18 protein-coding genes are annotated in these 18,597 nt (G+C 53.8%); 11 read left to right on the forward strand and 7 right to left on the reverse strand.

What is annotated here, in order from left to right; genetic code table 11:
• The first annotated feature begins 1 nt into the window (after position 1).
• Together E3E25_RS03320 and E3E25_RS03325 are read left to right on the forward strand one after the other, a co-directional pair.
• On the forward strand, positions 2-484 hold the full coding sequence (locus tag E3E25_RS03320; protein ID WP_167892639.1) for a PH1570 family protein: 483 nt from the start codon (positions 2-4) through the stop codon (positions 482-484).
• Entirely contained in the window at positions 474-1,469 is a 996-nt protein-coding gene (locus E3E25_RS03325; protein WP_167891810.1) for an AI-2E family transporter, read from the forward strand. The genes E3E25_RS03320 and E3E25_RS03325 overlap by 11 nt, the downstream gene beginning before the upstream one ends.
• Here the strand turns inward: E3E25_RS03325 and folP are convergent.
• Positions 1,447-2,265: a dihydropteroate synthase gene (gene folP / locus E3E25_RS03330; RefSeq protein WP_167892638.1), complete on the reverse strand. Its 819-nt coding sequence runs from the start codon at positions 2,263-2,265 to the stop codon at positions 1,447-1,449. The two genes, E3E25_RS03325 and folP, sit on opposite strands and share 23 nt — an antisense overlap.
• 69 nt (positions 2,266-2,334) lie before the next feature.
• Here folP and E3E25_RS03335 point away from each other — a divergent pair, with 69 nt between their 5' ends.
• The 5 genes from E3E25_RS03335 (at position 2,335) to E3E25_RS03355 (ending at position 6,757) form a co-directional block, all read left to right on the forward strand.
• Positions 2,335-3,303: a beta-ribofuranosylaminobenzene 5'-phosphate synthase family protein gene (locus E3E25_RS03335; protein ID WP_167891811.1), complete on the forward strand. Its 969-nt coding sequence runs from the start codon at positions 2,335-2,337 to the stop codon at positions 3,301-3,303.
• Position 3,304: 1 nt separating this feature from the next.
• The gene (locus tag E3E25_RS03340) at positions 3,305-4,096 is read left to right on the forward strand and encodes an N-glycosylase/DNA lyase (protein WP_167891812.1); all 792 of its coding nucleotides are present in this window, start codon (positions 3,305-3,307) and stop codon (positions 4,094-4,096) included.
• Positions 4,097-4,275: 179 nt separating this feature from the next.
• Complete coding sequence (locus tag E3E25_RS03345) at positions 4,276-5,151, forward strand: ABC transporter permease subunit (RefSeq protein ID WP_167891813.1); 876 nt, start codon at positions 4,276-4,278, stop codon at positions 5,149-5,151.
• Positions 5,152-5,156: 5 nt separating this feature from the next.
• Positions 5,157-6,074, forward strand: coding sequence for an ABC transporter ATP-binding protein (locus E3E25_RS03350; protein WP_167892640.1), 918 nt, complete (start codon positions 5,157-5,159; stop codon positions 6,072-6,074).
• A 95-nt stretch (positions 6,075-6,169) separates the two neighbouring features.
• Positions 6,170-6,757: a hypothetical protein gene (locus E3E25_RS03355; protein WP_167891814.1), complete on the forward strand. Its 588-nt coding sequence runs from the start codon at positions 6,170-6,172 to the stop codon at positions 6,755-6,757.
• Between the two features lie 4 nt (positions 6,758-6,761).
• Here the strand turns inward: E3E25_RS03355 and E3E25_RS03360 are convergent, their stop codons facing one another.
• Positions 6,762-8,027, reverse strand: a complete 1,266-nt coding sequence (locus E3E25_RS03360; protein ID WP_167891815.1) for a UbiD family decarboxylase — start codon at positions 8,025-8,027, stop codon at positions 6,762-6,764.
• A 73-nt stretch (positions 8,028-8,100) separates the two neighbouring features.
• Here E3E25_RS03360 and E3E25_RS03365 point away from each other — a divergent pair, with 73 nt between their 5' ends.
• On the forward strand, positions 8,101-9,495 hold the full coding sequence (locus E3E25_RS03365; RefSeq protein ID WP_167892641.1) for a DEAD/DEAH box helicase: 1,395 nt from the start codon (positions 8,101-8,103) through the stop codon (positions 9,493-9,495).
• Here E3E25_RS03365 and truA read toward each other — a convergent pair.
• The 4 genes from truA to tdh all read right to left on the reverse strand — a co-directional run bounded on the left by truA (position 9,442) and on the right by tdh (position 14,842).
• Positions 9,442-10,245 carry a tRNA pseudouridine(38-40) synthase TruA gene (gene truA / locus E3E25_RS03370; RefSeq protein WP_167891816.1) on the reverse strand — a complete coding sequence of 268 codons (804 nt, stop codon included), beginning with the start codon at positions 10,243-10,245 and terminating at the stop codon, positions 9,442-9,444. The two genes, E3E25_RS03365 and truA, sit on opposite strands and share 54 nt — an antisense overlap.
• Positions 10,246-10,499: 254 nt before the next feature.
• Positions 10,500-12,206: a phenylalanine--tRNA ligase subunit beta gene (gene pheT / locus E3E25_RS03375; protein ID WP_167891817.1), complete on the reverse strand. Its 1,707-nt coding sequence runs from the start codon at positions 12,204-12,206 to the stop codon at positions 10,500-10,502.
• Positions 12,207-12,215: 9 nt separating this feature from the next.
• Positions 12,216-13,718, reverse strand: coding sequence for a phenylalanine--tRNA ligase subunit alpha (locus E3E25_RS03380; protein WP_167891818.1), 1,503 nt, complete (start codon positions 13,716-13,718; stop codon positions 12,216-12,218).
• Between the two features lie 71 nt (positions 13,719-13,789).
• Positions 13,790-14,842, reverse strand: a complete 1,053-nt coding sequence (gene tdh / locus E3E25_RS03385; RefSeq protein ID WP_167892642.1) for an L-threonine 3-dehydrogenase — start codon at positions 14,840-14,842, stop codon at positions 13,790-13,792.
• Positions 14,843-14,995: 153 nt separating this feature from the next.
• Between tdh and E3E25_RS03390 the strand changes: the two genes are divergently transcribed.
• Positions 14,996-15,739 carry a MinD/ParA family protein gene (locus E3E25_RS03390; RefSeq protein WP_167891819.1) on the forward strand — a complete coding sequence of 248 codons (744 nt, stop codon included), beginning with the start codon at positions 14,996-14,998 and terminating at the stop codon, positions 15,737-15,739.
• A 17-nt stretch (positions 15,740-15,756) separates the two neighbouring features.
• On the forward strand, positions 15,757-16,983 hold the full coding sequence (gene hmgA / locus E3E25_RS03395) for a hydroxymethylglutaryl-CoA reductase (NADPH) (RefSeq protein WP_167891820.1): 1,227 nt from the start codon (positions 15,757-15,759) through the stop codon (positions 16,981-16,983).
• On the opposite strand, the gene E3E25_RS03400 is transcribed toward hmgA, so the two are convergent.
• On the reverse strand, positions 16,980-17,630 hold the full coding sequence (locus E3E25_RS03400; RefSeq protein ID WP_167891821.1) for a hypothetical protein: 651 nt from the start codon (positions 17,628-17,630) through the stop codon (positions 16,980-16,982). The two genes, hmgA and E3E25_RS03400, sit on opposite strands and share 4 nt — an antisense overlap.
• A 271-nt stretch (positions 17,631-17,901) precedes the next feature.
• Between E3E25_RS03400 and E3E25_RS03405 the strand changes: the two genes are divergently transcribed.
• Positions 17,902-18,585: a hypothetical protein gene (locus tag E3E25_RS03405; protein ID WP_167891822.1), complete on the forward strand. Its 684-nt coding sequence runs from the start codon at positions 17,902-17,904 to the stop codon at positions 18,583-18,585.
• The last annotated feature ends 12 nt before the right edge of the window (positions 18,586-18,597 follow it).

An 18,597-nucleotide genomic window follows, 5' to 3' on the forward strand; every position in this document is an offset into this window, starting at 1 on the left:
CATGCTCTGCGAGGAGAAGCTTGAGGTGTTTGATAACGGCTTTGAGGACGAAAAATTTAAACTCCGGGTCGAGTTCTACGGGAACGACGCCAGAAGGCTTCTCCTTGCGGTGATCAGGGAGCTTTACCTTCCAGACTACGGCGAGGACTACGTCTATCCATTCGAGTGCGCCAAGGAGTTCTGGGGGATTTACATGGATGGCAGTGAAGCGGTTGCCGAGGAGTTCAGGCCGAGTCCGGTAAAGTTCCTCAACCGGAGCGTTCTCAAGAGGCTGGAGAAGGCACTGGAGGAGACGGGTGCACCCGAGGAAGTCATGAAAAGCATAGACTTAGAGAAGGCGGAGATTCACAAGCTCAAGAAAGGTTTATTAGCCCTTGGGAAGAATTTCATCCTTGACGAGGGCAGAAAGACACTCATAGTCTTCAACAAGCCGAGCGCGCGGGAGCTGATACTGAAGTATCTGGGGATGCTCGATGGAGCTTGAAGCGGGGATATGGATAGCGGTTTCGCTCATAGTCCTCTACCTCGTATGGGAGACGGTTAGTCCCATCCTTTCTCCCATAATCCTTGCGGTGACGCTCGCCTACATCCTCTACCCCCTCCACGAGAGACTGGCGAGGAAAACTGGCAACAAGGTCTCGGCGTTCATCATGACGGCCATCCTTACCCTGACCACCTTCCTCTTCATAATCGGGTTCGCCCTCTGGATAAACGATGTCAAGAGCTCGTTAGCGTACTACATCAACTCCTTCTTCGAGTGGCTCCTCACCTGGAACCTTCCGGCTGCCGTCTACGAACTCCTTCAGAAGCTCGCTGAAGACATTCCGAAGCGCTTTGAGGAATACGTCCTCGGATACACGTACTCCCTCCCCAAGCTCTCCCTTCAGGCGATAGTCATGGTCTTCGCATTCTACGGTATGCTCATAAACGCCAGGGCCATTCGGAGGGAAGTCTACTCACTTCTGCCACCAGAGAACAGGGAGCTGGCGATAAAGCTCCTCGAAAAGGCCGGCGAGACACTTCACGGTCTTCTCCGCGGCTGGCTGGCCATCAGCATCCTCAAAGGTGTCTTCACCGCAGGTGGTTTCATCCTCTTTGAACTCGCCAAGCCTGGAGGAGCCATAGCCGCTGGAATCTTCACCGTGATCTTTGAGCTCCTGCCAGTTTTTGGAGGCTGGGTTGTCTGGCTCGCCGGTGCGGTTTACATGCTTAAGGGCGGAAACGTTGCCGGCGCCATTGTGTTTGCTCTTTACGGAATCGTCTTCATCTCGCCCCTTCCCGATATACTCCTGAGGCCCAGGCTCGGAACAAGGGAGAAGGGTGTCAACGCTCTAATCTCGCTCGTTGGAGTCTTTGGCGGCTATCTGGCCTTTGGGTTCGTTGGAATAATAATCGGACCAGTGGCCCTCTCGTTGCTGGCGACTCTCGTCGAAGAATGGAAGGAAGTCAAGGTGAAAAGCGCCGGATGAAGCTTGCTACCTTGACCGCGTCGAGGGTTTCTTTGACGTCGTGCGTTCTAACGATGTGTGCTCCCTTGAGGACGGCTATTGCTGTTGCCGATAAACTTCCGGGTAATCTCTCCGCTGGGTCTTTTCTACTGGTTATCGCCCCTATGAAGGACTTCCGGGAGACCCCTATAAGGATGGGCCGTCCGAAGATTTTGAGGATGTCGAGGTTGGCTATGACCTTTGAGTCCCACTCGTACCAGGGGGGCCACTCCGGGCGGAGGAAGCCTATCGCCGGGTCTATGGCTATCTCCTCGATACCGTGTCTCTCGGCTATGACGAGGCTCTCCTGCAAGAAGTCTATCACCGTGTGGACCGGGTCGCTGAGGTTCCTAACCTCGCCGTGGGCGCAGACTATCACGGGAGCGGTATATTCAGCCGCGACCTGCGCCATCCGGGGGTCGCCCTTCAGACCGGTGACGTCGTTTATAATGTCCGCTCCCGATTTAAGGGCCTCTTCGGCGACTTTTGCATTGGTGGTGTCTATGCTTATGGGAACGTTAACGTGGTCGCGGATGGTTTTAATCGCCCATACTGCCCGCCTTACCTCCTCCTCGACTGGAATCTGGGTCTCAAGGTAAGGGGCCGTCGATTTGGCGCCGATGTCGATGAAGGTTGCTCCATCCTCAACCATCTTTACTGCAGTCTCAATGAGTTTCTCCTCGTCGTTCCTGACGCTCCCCTTGTAGAAGCTCTCAGGCGAAACGTTGATGACGCCCATTATCCTCGGCTCACCTAGGTCAACTCCCGCGAACTTCATGGTCTTCACCGCCTAAAAATAGCCGCTGGGTATAAAAGGACTTTTGCCCTTCCAGTTCTGGTGGTGTTCATGCTAATCCGTACTCCGAGGAGGCTTCATCTGGGTCTCATCGATCCATCGGCCACCTTTGGGAGACGCTTCGGAAGCCTTGGCGTTGCCCTCGAAGGCGGCTACGAGGTCAGAATCGTTGAGGGCGAGGCAATGGATATAATTGCCGAAGGTGAGGACAGAAAAACCATCGAGTTCGCTATAAAGAGGATGAACTCCGCCTACGAAACCGGAGTCAACTACATCGTTGAGGTCAGGAAGGCCATCCCCCGGCACGTTGGTCTCGGCTCCACGACCCAGCTCAGCCTGGCGGTCGCGATGGGAATAGCCCGGCTTAACAACCTGAACGTCTCTGTTGAAGAGCTGGCTAAGGTTCTTGGAAGGGGAAGGAACGGTGGTGCCGGAATCTACTCCTTCGCCTACGGCGGATTCGTCATAGACGGCGGCGTTAGGAACGGCATTCCGCCCCTGATATTCCGCGAGGACTTCCCGGAGGGGTGGGCTTTTCTGCTGGTTATTCCCGAGCTCAAGCCCGGCCTCGACGAGGAGGAAGAAAAGCCAGTGATGGCGGGAGTCGTCGGCAGGGTGGACGTGGCGATGGAGATAAGTCACAGAATACTGCTCGGCCTCCTCCCGGCCTTGAAGGAGCGGGACGTGAGAACCTTCGGTGAGCACCTCTCCGCTATACAGAGGCTCGTGGGAAAGCACTTTGAGCCGTACCAGGGTGGGGAGTTCAGGGAGGACGTTAAGCTTATACTCGACTTCCTGGCAGAGAAAACCTACGGCTGTGGCCAGAGCAGCTGGGGGCCGACCGTTTACGGGCTGATACTCAGGAGTGACTTCCAAAGGCTCAGCGCCGAGGTCCACGACTACCTGAGGGAGCACGGGATAAGGGCGAAGGTCGAGCTTGGCCTTCCGAACAACACAGGGGCGGAGATAATTGGGGAGAGCGCGTTCCTTGAGAGGCTGATAAAATCTGTGGGTGGTTAGCTTGACGCTCGATAGGTTCATCAAGGTAAGGTACCGGGCCGACGAAGAAAAAGTGGGGATCCTCAGGGAGATTTTAAGCGAACTTGGCATTGACTGTGCCCGAATCATTGAGGAAAAGGTTGACCTCCAGTTCGATGCCCTCAAAAACCTCCATGCGAACCTTGGGGACGATGAGCTTTTCATCAAGCTGGTCATAGCGAATTCCATTGTGAGTTATCAGCTGACGGCGAAGGGCGAAAGGTGGTGGTGGGAGTTCTCCGAGCACTTTTCCGAGAACCCACCAGTAGGAAGCATAGCCGAGGCGTACTCCTCCTTTCTGCCGAATTCGAGGACCAACAGAAGGCTGGTCGCCGGGAAGGTGAGGAGGCTGGAGAGGCTCGAACCTTTTCTCGATTCGCTCTCCCTACGTGACCTGAGGGACTACTACTTCAACGGCATGGAATGCCTTCGTGACGGGCTTGCAAAGGGCCTCGGCTCAAAGAGAAGCGCCAAGACTATAGTCTTCGCGGTTAAGATGTTCGGCTACGCGGGCAGGATAGCCTTTGGGGAGTTCGTGCCGTATCCAATGGCCATCGAGATACCCGATGACGTGAGGATAAACGCCTATACAAAGAGATTCACGAACGAGCCGCCGGTGAGCTTCTGGAACAAGATTGCGGAAGAGACGGGTATCCCACCACTGCACATAGACTCTATACTCTGGCCCGTCCTGGGGGGGAACAAGGAGGTCCTGAGAAGAGTGAGGGAGCACTGTCCAAAATGGGAGGACGTTTTGAAGCTGGCTTCCCTCTAAGTTTCCCAATGATTCGCGGCTTCATTTAATCTCCACTTGGGCCATCTCCTGGGGAAAGAAAACCTCCCGTGCTTAATCTATTGTGAGCTCTTTCAACTCGATTGACAAAATTTTTATACTTCTTGCGTTAATTTTAATCGGGAGTAGTTTACTCCAATACTGCAATGGGGGGTACATCTATGCTTTGGGGTTTTCAGCTTGAGTTTAAGCAGAGCCTTCGAACCAAGAAGCTCTGGGTTCTGCTGGGGATTATGGTGCTTCTGTACATCCCTCAGCTCTACCTCCAGAAGTCATTTGGGCGGGAACTTGAGAGCGTTGGGGATGCCATCGCCGTGCTCGTGGACAACGTTACGGGAATGGGAGGGTTTTTCATAGCCCTTTTGGCCCTGCTGATGGGTGCAACGGCTATAAACAGCGAGATTGAGAAGGGAACCCTTAGGATCGCAATGAGCAAGCCGATTAAGAGGTTTGAATACATTGGCGGAAAGTTTGGGGCTCATGCTTTGATACTGTTCTTTGCGCTCCTGTTAACGACGGTCGTCGGTGTTGTAGGCCTTGGCTGGCTTGGGGCACCCATGGGCTGGGAGCTCTTCAAGGAGTCGCTAATACTCAACATGCTCCTGCTCTTGGCAATGATACAGCTGGTGGCGCTCGGCTACATTCTTTCAACGTACATAAGGTCGTCCAGCACAGCCCTTGGCGTCTCCCTCGCGGTGTTTTTTGTAATCTTCATGATAATGCCGGCAATAGTGCAGTTCATGGCCATCAAGGACTACGTGGGAAATCCGGATCAGCCGATTAACTGGGGAGAGGCCCAGGGGAAGATCAAGGACTACACTACCAAATTCCTCTTCTACGTCCCGACGAAGCAGGTGGACGTCATAGTGAAAGACGCCTCAAGGATCTCCGGGGATATTATGAATCCCGAGGTTGAATATCTTGGCCTCATGCATGGGATAAGGGAAAACCTCACGAACTTCGGAATACTCGTAGGGCTCACGCTGGTGTACCTTGGAATCGGATTCTACCGCTTCCTCCGTATGGATCTGAGGTGATGGCTATGATCCGAATCGAGAATCTGGTCAAGGTTTACGGAGACGTTCGTGCCCTCGACGGCCTGAACCTTGAGGTCAGGGCCGGTCAGATATACGGCTTCCTTGGCCCCAACGGCGCCGGAAAGAGCACCACCATCCTCAGCACCCTGGGCCTGATATTCCCGCAGGAGGGGAGGATTCAGCTCTTCGACCTTGAGGTTTTTAGGAACGGCAGGTTCAACGAAAACAACCTCGTTGAGGCCAAGAGGAGAATAGGCTACATGCCTGAGCATGCCACCCTATGGGACTTCCTTACCCCGGTTCAAACCCTCGATATGATCGCCGACGCCTTTGGAATCCCGAAGGCCGAGCGGGAGAGGCAGGTCAGGGAGCTCCTTGACCTGGTCAATCTATGGGAGGACAGGAACCGGAAGGTCGGCAAGTTCTCGAAGGGTATGCGCCAGCGTCTCCTGCTCGCTCAAGCGCTCATAAACGACCCTGAGCTTCTAATTCTTGATGAGCCGATGACGGGCCTCGACCCGACTGGAATAGCGGAGTTCAAGGACATCATCAGGGAGCAGAAAAAAGCCGGGAGGACGGTCTTCTTCTCAAGCCACATCCTGGCTCACGTCGAGGAGATATGCGACACCGTTGGCGTAATAGTCAAGGGTAAGCTCCGCGTTGAGGACAACCTTGACAGCATCAAGAGGGAGTTCCTGAAGAAGGCGGGCTACACGATCGTGGTGGAGACCAACGTTCCGGTGGACTTCACGGGGGTCGGGTGGAAGGTCACGCCGCTCGGTGAGAGGAAGTACCGCATAGTGGCGCCGGAGGACATCAGAGAGCAGATTCACGATTTCGTTGCCGCACAAGGGGCTAAGATTCTCACCATGCAGGTCAAAGAGCCGAGCCTTGAGGAGATATTCCTCAAGATGGTGGAGTGAATCCTTTTCTTGTTTTTTCACCCCTTATTTAGAATTCGAACCAAAATCTTTTTAGGTTGTCCAACAAAAGTTCGGATAGTTTAAAGGTGAGTTCCATGTTGCTACCGATGCATATTTTTGTTGCCTATATGATAGGCGCCTGGAGGGGCTGGGATAAAAGACTACTGGCGGCATTCGTTGTTGCGAACTCCGCTCCTGACTACAGCTTCATCCAGATGCTTCTGGCAACTGGAGACTTCACGAGGACTTTCTTCAACCATGGCTTCGTTTCGTTTTTTTATGTCCTTCCGTTTGGTCCCCTGGGAATCATAGGAAACGGACTTCATCTGCTAGCCGATACATTTACCGGTGGTATCCCGTTCTTTCCTGACGGTGTCTGGTACGGTTTTCCGAGGCTCGGCTGGCACATCTGGGGGAAGTTTATCCTCGTCCCGTGGGAGATACCGATAGCGGTGGCAGGCATCTATGCTGCTTACAGGCTGGGAATCGGAAAAGTCGCCTACACGCTCTCTGCGTTTTTCTTAGGCTATGCCGTCTTTGCCCTGCTAACGCCGCTCTATCTCTTAAATCCCCTTCTTGCCACAGGGTTTGGCTTTCTGGTCCTCTGGTATCTGGTAGAAAAAGCCAGGCTCCTAGACAGGCTGGGGGTCAGGCTTGGAGAGGCTGTGAAAGTGAAGGGATAAAAAATCAAACTTCCGCCCTCTCGAATTCTTCCTTTCTTTCCAGCGGCTTGGTTGCGTCTATTCCCCACTTCGCGGTGAGGCTCTTCTCTGCGGAGGGGTCCAGGGAACTGCCGCGGGCGTTGGGGATGACCACCAGATCCCTATCGGCCTGGAAGCGCGTCGCTATCGCCCATTCCACTTCTCTGTCGTCGTATATGTCCACGTCCTCATCCACAACGACCACGTGCTTCAGGCTCGGGTGCCCGGTGAAGGCAGCAAGAATCGCATTCTTTCCGTCCCCGTCGTGCTGTTTGGTTATGCTCACCACCGCGTGGAGCCACATCGCACCGCCCTCGGTCAGCCTTACGCCGTGAACTCTGGGAACAACCCTCTTAACGCTCGCGTAGATCTGCGGCTCCTTCGGCAGGCCCATAAGCATGAAATGCTCGTAGCCGCCGGGGAGAAGGGCATGGAAAACCGGTTCATCGACGTGGTACATTCTTTCAAAGACCACCACCGGCTGCTTCCTCACGTAGTCGTAGGTTCCGGTTATATCGACGAACGGTCCCTCGTCGGTCAGCTCGGGAAGTATCTTGGCCTCGAAAACGAACTCCGTCTCAACCGGGACGGGTATTCCTCCGAGGTCGAAGACTTCGAGGGGTCTTCCAAAGGCCCTCCGGCTCATCGCCGAGGCTATCTCAAGCTCGCTTATGCCGTAGGCCACGCTCGTGGCTCCGGCGAGGAGGACGTGGATCGGGTTCCCGACGACTATCCTGACGTCCAGCTCCTCCCCAGCCTCTGCCTTTTCCTTCCACATAGCGTACAGATGCCTCGGAACGAGCCTTATGGCGGCTCTTTTATCATCAATGACCATCATCCTGTGGAAGGACATATTGACAAAGCCTTCCTCGTCCCTGGCTATGACCATGGCGGATGTGAAGTACTGACCGCCGTCCTTGGGGTAGTACTTTGGAATCGGAAGCTCGGTTAGGGAGAAGTCCCCGGTTGAGTTCGCCATGAAGGGTGCGCCATCAACCGTCCTGTAGGGTTCGGGATTTTCCATGGCATCCGCTATGAAGTGGAGGAGTTTCTCCTTCTCGGTTCCCAGGTAGCCCGCTATCCTCTCCCTCGTGCTCCATATGTTGCCCGCAACGGCCCAGCCATCCACGTTCCTGAAGAGAACCGGTCTATCGCGGTATTTCAGGAGGTACTTGGTTATCTCAAGCTCCTTGCTCACGGGCTCTTCCACAATGACGGTATTCTCAAAACGCTCGATGATTTCCCTCAGCATTCTATCACCTTAGATGGGTGTTCCAAAAGGTCTATAAAGCCTTTTTCCAAACCTCCGATGATTGGCCATGCCTATGGTAGTCCTTCGCATCCCGGACGGTTCGGCATTGGTGAAAATCGAGAAGGCTGACCCCCAGGTTTATTTCAAGATATACGAGCTGCTCAGCTACAAGAAGGACTTCGGGAAATGGGAGAAGCCGGAGAGCCTCTACGACCCTTACGAGAGAACGTTCCCAGTGGGTGTCCTTCCGAGGGTTAAGAAGTTCCTCAACTGCAAGGGTTATCGGGTGAGAATTAAGGACGAGAGGCAGATCAGGGGAGTAAAGCTCAACTCCACCTGGAACGAGAACTACGTCATGCGCAGATACCAAGCGAGGGCGATAAAAAAGGCCCTTAAGGAGAAGATGGGCGTACTTTCCCTTCCTGTGGGAAGCGGTAAAACTGTTGTCGGTCTCAGGATAATCCACGAGCTCGACCTCTCCGCGCTGATAGTCGTCCACACGAAGGAGCTTCTCTACCAGTGGGCGGACAAGGTTAGGGAAGTTTTGGGCGTTGAGCCGGGCATAGTCGGGGACAACAAATGGGAGGAGCGCGCCGTTACCATTGCCATGATACAGACCCTTCTCTCGAGAGGCGCGGAGAAGCTCCAGAACGAGTACGCGATAGTGATGTTCGACGAGTGCCACAGAACCTCAGCCGCCGAGAAGTTCTACCAGCTTGGACTCAGCCTTCCCCAGGTTTATCGGTTCGGCCTCTCTGCGACCCCCTGGCGCCGCGTTCGCGGGGAAGAGATAAAGATCGAGGCCGTCGTTGGCCCGACCATATTTGAGGTCAAGGCCGAGGATCTGATAAAGGAGAGGTTCCTTGCAAAGCCCCGTTTTGAGATAATAACCTACGAATCGACCATGCCGTCGTTCAGTGAGCGCTACAAGGAGCTCTACGAAGACATGATAATGAACAACGACGAGAGGAACAGGGCAATAGTCAAGAAGGCCGTTGAACTCGCTAGGAAAGGGCATCGTATCCTCATTGACGTGAAGCGCATAGAGCACGGTAAAATCCTGAAGGAGATGCTTGAAGCGGAGGGAATAAAGGCCGAGTTTCTAAGCTCCCAGAGCCCAAACAGGTGGGAGATACTGGATGCGTTTAAGGATGGCGAGGTTCCGGTTCTGGTTTCCACTCTCCTGAAAGAGGGTGTTGACATACCCGAGATTTCGGCGATAATACTGGCCGGCGGCGGAAAGAGCGACATCATGACGATTCAGACGATAGGCCGTGCGCTGAGGCCGAAAAAGGGAATGAAGGCCGTCATCGTTGATGTCCAGGACGACGACCCCTTACTCTTCACCCACTTCATCGAGAGGCAGAAGGCACTCAAGCAGTACTACGGCATGTACTATGACAGGGAGATGGCCTCAAAGCTCGATGAGAAGGTCCCCAAGAAGGGCCGCTCTCGTAAGCGCCCGTGAGTAGCGCTCGAACAGGTCTCTCTTCGCTTTGTTAATACCTCTCTCATCCCCCTTGAACTCGATGCCCGGATAATCTATGTGCCACAGAACCAGGCCCTCAGCAGGGGCGGGCGGGATTTTTTTCGTGTAGATTCCCTCCAGCATGTTCTTCACCTCTCTGGCCTCGAGCAATCCCAAACCGCAGAAGCGGAGGGCGTTCACGATTCTTCTCGCCATCTCCCAGAGGAAGCTCTTGCCCTCAATCTCTATGACGTAGTAGCCGTGGCGCCGGCTCACCCCAAGGCGGGTCAGCTCTCTAAGGGGGTCTTTTCCCGGCTCTAGTCTAGCGAAAGCGGAGAAATCGTGCGTTCCAATGAAAAGGGAGGCGCAGTTCCCCATGGCTTCCTCGTCGAACCCCTCATCAACCAGATAATACCGGTAGGTCTTTGACTTTGCCCAGAAACGCGGGTGGAAGTCGTTCGGCACCTCGGCAACGCCGAGAACCCAGACATCGCGGAGGTGGTGGTTGAGAACCTCTCCCCTGAGTAGGTCGGCCCGGCCCTCGACGTCAAAGGCCACGACGTTGAAAAATGCGGAGACGCCCCTATCGGTTCTGGAAGCCCCTTTAAAGTTCGAACTCTCGGCGTCCCTTATTATCCCAAGCTTTGAGAGTACCCTTATGAGCTCCCCTTCAACCGTCCTAACGTCTGGTTGCCTCTGAAACCCGTAGAATGCCGTGCCGTCGTACGCTATCCTGAGGGCCATCCTCATGGTTGGTGAATCTGGTGGAGGGTATAAATGTCTTTCCCAGAGCCGTCTTTGGAATATCGCCAAATTACTTTGCAAAAGTAAACCCTGATTTTGGATTCAATCCAATGGAAGTGGAGAAAGATTGATAAAGAGCCTTAATTAGTTGTACTTGGAGGTGGGAAGATGGAATGGATCTGGGATATGGAGATATTCACAAACGTCACGAACTTTGAGATAATGTGCACGTTCCTTTATAAGGGCCTAAAAAAAGGGGATTAAAGATAAGGCTCCCTGTAGAGCGGCCACAGGAACAGCTCGAAGGCCGCTACTGGCATTTCTATTCCCCAATTTTCTAGAACGGCCGGATGGATTTCCCCGATAATGCCGATTTCTTTCCCGTCCACGATGATTCTTCCCGCCCTGCCCGGAATGAAGCTTGGGTGCTCTATTTCTTCAAGCCCGTACTTGAAGCCGAGGTGGCGCATAACGCTTTCCAGTATCTCCTTGGCCTCGGTAAAGGTTACGCGTGGGTGAGCTAAGGCAACCGCCAGCTTGCTCTCGCTCACGGTCTTCGTTTCTCTGCTTTCGTCTATCAGCGTGACCTTTCCGACCTCGAAGATCCTCTGTGGGTATTCCTCGTGGGTGTTCTGGCTCAGGAAATCGAGCAGGCTCGGGGTGAGCCACACTCTGAGGGCAGACCACTTGGGGCTTATCGGGTTCTCTATCTCGACGAGCTCCGCCGGCGGGTTGTTGAAGTAGTCTCTCCCGTATTCCAGGTTCATCTTTTCATACTGAGCCTCTCTGTTGGTGAGGTTGAAGGTCATGACCTCCTGCAGGCCGAAGCCGACCATGAGCTCCCTGACGGCGTCCTCGAATTCGACGAACTTGTCCCCCCTGCCCTGGACGGCAAGCTTCGGCTCCTCAGGTTCGATCTCGTTATAGCCGTAGGCTATGAGGACATCCTCCAGAACGTCGCGGGCGTGCATTATGTCATCGCGGAAAGCCGGATAGAGGAGTTTTGCCTTCCCGTCAACCAACTTGACATCGTACATCATTCTCTCGAGGAGGCCCTTGATCTCCTCGTCACTCAGCTCAAGGCCGGTGAGCCTCTTGATGTAGTCCAGCTCGACCTCGAACTCCTTCGGGGCCAGGTCCGGTGTCTCAACCTCGAAGTCTGGATAGACGACCTTAACGCTCTTTATCTTTCCGCCGCGTTCGGCTAAAGCCGTGACTACGACGTTTAAAGCCAGCATTATCTTCTTCAGATCCCAGCCGGTGACGTCAACGAAGACTCTCCTCGTTTCTGTGGTCACCCTGCCGGTTATCTCCGAGTTTATGATTGGGGGCATCGAGAGAACTTTGCCCTCGCTGTCCACGAGGAGCGGGTAGTAGGGCTTGTCCTTGATGAGGTGGCCGTACTCCCTGCCCTTCTCGTGCCTCTCAAGGATTTCTTCCAGCGTGAGCTCCTCCTCGAAGCCCAGCGGGACGAACTTCTCGCTCTTCTCAGCGGCGCGGTAGTATATTGGCGGCTTCACCTTATCAAAGTCGAAGATGCCTATGGCGACCTCTCTTCTCCTCCTCCCGAAGGTTAAAGCCACCTTCTCCTGGAGGTTTATCATCTGCTTTAGCGCCTCTTCATCGAGGCTCAGTCCCTCAACTATCGCGTAGACACCATACGGGCGGATGTTTTTCAGCTTCTCGTCAACGTAAACGGTTACACTGCTCTTCTCGACATCATATTTTGGAAGACCGCTCTCGAAGCCGAGCGCCCAGCGTATCTGCCTCGCTATTCCTTCCGCACTCCATAGGTCGGGCCTGTTGGTGTCTTTCGAGTCGGCCTTGAAGTAAAGCTCCCCGTTCTCCTCCCAGACGTCGTCCAGCTCGCACTTCGCGTAGAGGAAGAGGTCCTCCCACTCCTCAACCGTGAAGCTCTTCCCGATGAGCCTTTCCAGATCCCGCTTTGACACATCGAACTTGGGCATGCTATCACCTCACCACACCAGTTTCGCTTCCCTGAGCCATCTTAAGTCGTAGCTGAAGAGGTAGCGTATGTCGTCTATTCCGAGCTTGAACATTGCCAGCCTGTCTATTCCTATTCCCCATGCTATGACCGGGACGTCTATGCCAAGGGCCTTTGTCATCTCCTCGCGGAAGATTCCGGCACCGCCGAACTCGACCCAGCCGAGCTCTGGGTGATAGGCGCTCATCTGGACGCTCGGCTCCGTGAACGGGTAATAGTCAGGTAAAAATTTCACCTTCTTCGCTCCAGCTATCTCCACCGCGAAGCGCTTGAGTATTCCGAGGAGGTGTTTGAAGGTCAGGTCTTCGCCGACGACGAAGCCGTCAACCTGGTTGAACTCTATGAGGTGCGTCCTGTCGAGAACGTCCGGACGGAAGACACGCTGGATTGTGAAGTACTTCCCTGGAATCTCAACGCCTCTCGCGAGCTGTCTGGCATCTAAAGCCGTTCCATGCGCCCTGGGCATAAGGAGCATCGCCCTCTCCGGAGACCAGACGTAGCCCCATCCCCTTGAACCTGCCAGACCGTGCTCGTGGGAAGCCCTTACCCTTTCGACCAGGTCTTTTCCGGGCAGGTGGCCGCTCTTCGGGTATTTGAGCTGGTAAGTGTCGGTCCAGTCTCTCGCCGGGTGGTTCTGGGGCTGGAAGAGTGCATCGAAGTTCCAGAACTGGGTCTCTATGAGGCTGTCAACGGTCATCTCTATGAAGCCCATCTCGATTAATCTTCTCCTCAGTTTGTCGAGGAAAGCCCTGTACGGCTGCTTCTTGCCGGGGTAGAATCTCCTTACAGGGGCCTGGATGTTGAAGCGCTTGAACTCGACTTTCCTCCACTTGCCGGACTTTATCAGCTCGGGGGTAAGGGTCGATACCTCCTCTTTCAGCTCAAGGCCCTTCCTGACGAGCTCTTCCCCTTCAGGGGTCATCTCCACGAATCTCTCGGTTGCTGTGTCTTCCTCGGCTATTTTTCTCCTCTTAAGCTCCTTGGCCGGAACCAGTTTCTCAACTTCACTCAGAGGTACGACTTCCCTCTCGGCGAGGAGCTTGAGGACTTTATCAATGGGCCTCTCCTCCGCGTTCATTCCCTTCTCGGTGATTTCAAGAACTAGCCTCCCCTCCTCCTTTCTCACGGATGCCCAGCCTTCTTTCCTCAGAAGGCCGACTATCGGTTTCAGCTCATCCTCGCTGAGAACCTCACGCAGGTCGTCCAGGGTTACCTTTCTCTTCTCTTTTAGAACCCTCAGAGCCCTCCACTCGGGGAGACCTATTTCAGCGTACTTTCTTCCGGTCTCGGTTAGCTTTGCTATTCTTTTGCTTCTTTCCTCGAGCCTCGCCAGCCCTTTGCTCTGGAGTCCTAGGACGGAGCGCATGACCGCGACCTGGTCGAGGCCAGTTTTCTCGACGAGTTCTTCAAATTTGACCCTTTTAACCTCGTTGAGCTTTATGAGCGTGAGTTTCTCCTGGTAGCTTAACTCCATAAGCTCACCTCCTTGGGTTGAGTTTGAGAAGAGTTACTTAAGAATTGCGGTGGAAGAAAAGGGAAAACGAGTCAACCCTTGTGCGGGAAGAAGACGACCTTTCCGGTCTTGCCCGCCCTCATCAGCTCGAAGGCCTCCTCGAAATCATCAAAGCCCTTGTATTTGTGGGTGATTATCGGGTCAAGGTTGAGCTTGCCGCTCTGGATTAGGCTGGACACTGTGTACCAGGTCTCCCAGAGGTGCCTTCCAGTTATGCCGTGAACCTCGAGGGCCTTGAAGATTATCAGGTTGTTGAAGTCCAGAGTAACGTCGCGCGGGAACAGACCGAGCAGTGAGACCCTTCCACCGGGTGTGGTGGCCTTGAGACCCTGTTCGAGAGCCTTCGGCGCTCCACTGAATTCTAGGAACACCTCAACTCCGGCCCCGTCGGTTACGTCCATCACGAACTTAACCGGGTCCTCCTCGAAGGGATTAACCACGTAGTCGGCGCCAACTTTTTTGGCCAGCTCGCGCCTGAATTCGCTCGGTTCGCTCACGATAACTGGATACGCCCCGGATGCCTTTGCGACGGCAATTCCAAGGAGTCCGAGCGGGCCAGCACCGGTTATGAGTGTACTCCTGCCGGCTATTGGCCCTGCCAGAACGGTATCGACGGCGTTGCCGAGCGGCTCCTGGAGGGTAGCATACTCGGGCTTCATTCCCTTCGGGTTCTTCCAGGCGTTCTGGGCCGGAACTATCGCGTATTCCGCGAAAACACCGTCCATATCGACGCCGAAGATCTTCGTGTTCTGGCAGACGTGGTAGCGATTGTGCCTGCAGGCGTAGCACTTGCCGCAGACGATGTGGGTCTCGGCACTTATGTAGTCGCCGACCTCGAGGGTGTCGACACCTGGGCCGACCTCGATGACCTCACCGGCTACCTCGTGTCCCATAATCTGGGGTGGCTTGATCCTGCTCTGGGCCCACTCGTTCCATTCGTAGATGTGGAGGTCAGTTCCGCATATACTGGTGGCGAGAACCTTGATGAGAACCTCACCGGGCCCGGGCTTTGGAACGTCGACCTCGACGAGCTCGGCACCGTAAGCGGGCTTGGTTTTTACAATAGCTGGCATTTTCTCGGCCATGGCAATCATCTCCTTAACCTTACAATGCCTATCTGAACGGGGGATGATATAAACCTTTTGCGGCTGGGTGTGGGAGCGGAGATGCTTTCCCGGCCTATTGGAAAACCTTATATCCTCTTTTGAGTATTTTCCACTTGATAAGGGGGTTTAAAGATGGCGCTGATAGTAGTAACGGGGAGGGGCGGTGCTGGAAAGACCACGATGACCGCTAACCTTAGCACTTACCTGGCCATGCGGGAGTATCGTGTGCTGGCGGTAGATGGTGACCTTTACCTCCCCAACCTTGGCTTTCACTTCTCCCTTGACACCGTCAAGTATACCCTCCACTCCCTTCTGAGGAACCCGGACATCGACCCGGAATGGGCAATATACAAGCACCCTCAGACTGGGGTCCATGTCATGCCTGGGAGTACTCAGCTCCAGGACGTTCTCGGAATCTCGCCGAGGAGGCTGGTGGAGATACTTGAGAAGGTCAAATACAAGTTTGGGGTTGTATTCGTGGACTCCCCAACGGGTATTCCCTTTGATACTCTCCCGACCTTTGAGGTGGCAAACTATCAGCTGATAGTGGTGGAGATTGAACGCTCCCCCATCTACTCCTTCGAGACCATGGTGAAGAACGAGATTGAGAAGCTCAAGGTTTTGGGCGAGAGGTACAACCTCAACATCGGCGTCATCCTGAACAAAGTTAGGGAATCCGCCGATGTCGTTGAGAAGATTGTTGAGGCGGTTGAGAGCGACCTCGACGTTCCCGTCATTGGATGGATCCCCTTCGACTACAACGTTCCTGAATCCATCAACGAGGGCATTCCAATCGTCAAGTACTTCCCCGAGAGCGACGCTGCCATAGCCCTGAGGGAAACGGGGGAGATACTTGAGGAGTGGATATTCGGCTGATTTCTGGAGGTGTTTGCATGAACGTGGAAGAGCTTGTGGATAAGGTAGCGGGCGGAGAAATAAAGCTCCACCAGGTTGAGAGGTACACAAACGGCGATAAGAAACTCGCCACTGAAATAAGGAGGAGGGCGCTTGAAAAGAAGCTCGGTGTTAGCCTTGAGAACATAGGGCACTACTCGATAGACCCCGAGAGGGTCATAGGCAAGAACATCGAGAACATGATAGGCGTCGTCCAGATACCGATGGGAGTTGCCGGCCCTCTTAAAATCAACGGGGAATACGCCAAGGGCGAGTTCTACATCCCCCTCGCCACCACCGAGGGAGCGCTAGTTGCAAGCGTCAACCGTGGCTGCTCCGCCTTGACAGAGGCGGGTGGGGTGAAGACTACGATAATAGACGACAAGATGACCCGAGCGCCCCTTCTCAAGTGCCCCGACGCGAGAAGAGCTAGGGAAGTCGCCGAGTGGGTAAAGGCTAATCTCGACTACCTCCAGGAGAAGGCCGTCAGCAAGGTCACCAGACACGGAAAGCTGAGGGACGTTAAGCCCTACATCGTCGGCAACAACCTCTATCTCCGGTTCGAGTTCAAGACCGGAGATGCCATGGGCATGAACATGGTCACCATATCAAGCGAGGAGATAATGAAGGTCATCGAGGAGCACTTCCCGGACGTGAAGTACCTCGCCCTCTCGGGCAATCTCTGCGTGGACAAGAAGCCGAACGCGATGAACTTCATCAACGGCCGTGGGAAGACCGTTATTGCCGAGGCCATAATCCCGCGCGAGATAGTCGAGAAGAAGCTGAAAACCACTCCGGAGCTCATAGCCGAGGTCAACTACAGGAAGAACCTCATCGGTTCGGCCCAGGCCGGTTCCTATGGCTTCAATGCTCACTTTGCCAACATAGTTGGTGCAATATTCCTCGCAACCGGCCAGGACGAGGCTCAGATTACCGAGGGCTCGCACGGCATAACCCTCGCGGAGGTTACCCCCGAGGGAGACCTCTACATCAGCGTCACCATGCCGAGCCTTGAGATTGGGACGGTCGGCGGAGGAACTCGCGTCCCGACCCAGAGGGAGGCGCTGAGCATAATGGGCGTTGCCGGCGGCGGAGATCCGCCCGGTACAAACGCCAAAAAGTTCGCCGAGATAATAGCCGGTGCAGTTCTCGCCGGGGAGCTTTCTCTCCTCGCGGCAATAGCGGCGAAGCATCTGGCGAAGGCACACGCCGAGCTGGGGCGTTAGCCTTTTTTCTTTTCTTCCGTTCCGAGCCGGATAACGAAGACCTTTGTGCGGGTTTCTCCCGTTGAGATGACCTCTACTCCTCTGAAATAGAGCAGTGAGAATGGATAGTCGAGTATCAGATAAATGATTAGGGCAAAAATTATTGTGCCGAGAAGACCAGCCCAGTAATTTCCGAACTCCATCACGGATGAGAAAACAACACCACCTAACAGACTCACCAGAAAGTTCAGCGTGGAGCGGTGCTTGTGCCTTATCCCGCCAACCTTTCCATTGCCTATGATCCTGAGAAGTTCACGCAGTCCCTCTTTTCTCCGCACCCTGAAGGCCAGGGTAAACTCAATCCCCGGGATGTCCATGAGGTCAATCGGGACACTTGATTCGAGCAGATAAAGGACACGGTTTAGATCGGTTTTTACCTCTACCACGCCAAGAAACGCCATTCCTTCATAAAGAGAATCTCCCTCAGTTTCCAAAAGGTACGGATCTGGGTCTATCAGCCGTGTGTACCGTACACCCTTAAGGTTCAGGTGTTCTTCCACAATCTTCGTGCATTCTGAAAGAGATTCACACCTAACGCTGGCATATTTGAGGATCTTTCCTCCGCTTATTAGGTGGAACGTTCTCCTAACCCGTTCCCTTAAAGCCATCGTTAAGAATACCTTCCGGAGTTTAAAACTTTCACCCTTTGTAAAGCCTGTTGGTTTGCCACTTGGTATTGTTAGTGAAGAATTTCTCTCATTTTGCCACGTTTATAGCTGAAGTTTGGGATGTTACGCTCTATACTGTCCTGTACTGTAACATCTTATGGATTTTTATCTTGATTTTACCTGTTTTTGTTGCCATTCTCACAATTTTCCTGACGTGAGTTTGGAGAAAAGTTAATTTAGGACATTTTTCAATGTGTGTTGGGGGAATCCAATGATCCCTGTTGAAATTGGAGGGCACACCTGCAAATCCATACTAGTAAGCTCAACCTCAAAGCTGTTTGAACTACTGTTCGCGGACGTGGTTATCCAGTCCCCTACCTACAAGAGCTTCCTCCTCGATAGTGGGCTTTACATCGTTGATTCCCACGGAACAAAGCTTCTACGAATGGAATGCTCAAGAGGAAAAGGGGTCCTGCTGGACGAGTTCTATTACCTGGGTATACCCCCCGAAACCGTTATCGAGACGTATCTGACAGCACTTTTCAATCTTCTCGAGATGGTCAAGATCCGTGAAAAACTGTTCCCGGAGTATTACGTGCTCGATAAGGTGGTTCAACCTGAAAAAATCGAGATTAAAGATCATCCCGCGGGGTTCCGAAGAGGAACGTATACACTTATAGATGAACTCCTCGCCAGAAACTACCGGCGGATTAAAATAGGGACCCCTCGAAAGCTGGCCAGGGTACGTTATGACCCACTGGAGGCTTTTGGGGCCCGGGTGCTTGCCAACACGATTCTGCTGTTTGATAAAAAAGACCTCCGGGAGCTGGCTTTTTTACACTTCAAAGACCACAGGATAGCGAGAACGCTCTACACCCATTCAACGGACTCATACCTTAACAGTGCGTTTTTTGGTTACCTGAAATTCAAAGTCCGCAAGTTCTTGGGGGTCTAATGAAAAATATGG

The sequence above is a fragment of the Thermococcus sp. MAR1 genome, from assembly GCF_012027305.1.
Lineage (GTDB): Archaea > Methanobacteriota_B > Thermococci > Thermococcales > Thermococcaceae > Thermococcus.

What these genes read in the sequence shown, in the direction of transcription:
- E3E25_RS03320 (WP_167892639.1), top strand. Translation starts at nt 2, where the DNA reads ATGCTCTGCGAGGAGAAGCTTGAGGTGTTTGATAACGGCTTTGAGGAC.
- E3E25_RS03325 (WP_167891810.1), top strand. Translation starts at nt 474, where the DNA reads ATGGAGCTTGAAGCGGGGATATGGATAGCGGTTTCGCTCATAGTCCTC.
- folP (WP_167892638.1), bottom strand. Translation starts at nt 2,265, where the DNA reads ATGAAGTTCGCGGGAGTTGACCTAGGTGAGCCGAGGATAATGGGCGTC.
- E3E25_RS03335 (WP_167891811.1), top strand. Translation starts at nt 2,335, where the DNA reads ATGCTAATCCGTACTCCGAGGAGGCTTCATCTGGGTCTCATCGATCCA.
- E3E25_RS03345 (WP_167891813.1), top strand. Translation starts at nt 4,276, where the DNA reads ATGCTTTGGGGTTTTCAGCTTGAGTTTAAGCAGAGCCTTCGAACCAAG.
- E3E25_RS03350 (WP_167892640.1), top strand. Translation starts at nt 5,157, where the DNA reads ATGATCCGAATCGAGAATCTGGTCAAGGTTTACGGAGACGTTCGTGCC.
- E3E25_RS03355 (WP_167891814.1), top strand. Translation starts at nt 6,170, where the DNA reads ATGTTGCTACCGATGCATATTTTTGTTGCCTATATGATAGGCGCCTGG.
- E3E25_RS03360 (WP_167891815.1), bottom strand. Translation starts at nt 8,027, where the DNA reads ATGCTGAGGGAAATCATCGAGCGTTTTGAGAATACCGTCATTGTGGAA.
- E3E25_RS03365 (WP_167892641.1), top strand. Translation starts at nt 8,101, where the DNA reads ATGGTAGTCCTTCGCATCCCGGACGGTTCGGCATTGGTGAAAATCGAG.
- truA (WP_167891816.1), bottom strand. Translation starts at nt 10,245, where the DNA reads ATGAGGATGGCCCTCAGGATAGCGTACGACGGCACGGCATTCTACGGG.
- pheT (WP_167891817.1), bottom strand. Translation starts at nt 12,206, where the DNA reads ATGCCCAAGTTCGATGTGTCAAAGCGGGATCTGGAAAGGCTCATCGGG.
- E3E25_RS03380 (WP_167891818.1), bottom strand. Translation starts at nt 13,718, where the DNA reads ATGGAGTTAAGCTACCAGGAGAAACTCACGCTCATAAAGCTCAACGAG.
- tdh (WP_167892642.1), bottom strand. Translation starts at nt 14,842, where the DNA reads ATGGCCGAGAAAATGCCAGCTATTGTAAAAACCAAGCCCGCTTACGGT.
- E3E25_RS03390 (WP_167891819.1), top strand. Translation starts at nt 14,996, where the DNA reads ATGGCGCTGATAGTAGTAACGGGGAGGGGCGGTGCTGGAAAGACCACG.
- hmgA (WP_167891820.1), top strand. Translation starts at nt 15,757, where the DNA reads ATGAACGTGGAAGAGCTTGTGGATAAGGTAGCGGGCGGAGAAATAAAG.
- E3E25_RS03400 (WP_167891821.1), bottom strand. Translation starts at nt 17,630, where the DNA reads ATGGCTTTAAGGGAACGGGTTAGGAGAACGTTCCACCTAATAAGCGGA.
- E3E25_RS03405 (WP_167891822.1), top strand. Translation starts at nt 17,902, where the DNA reads ATGATCCCTGTTGAAATTGGAGGGCACACCTGCAAATCCATACTAGTA.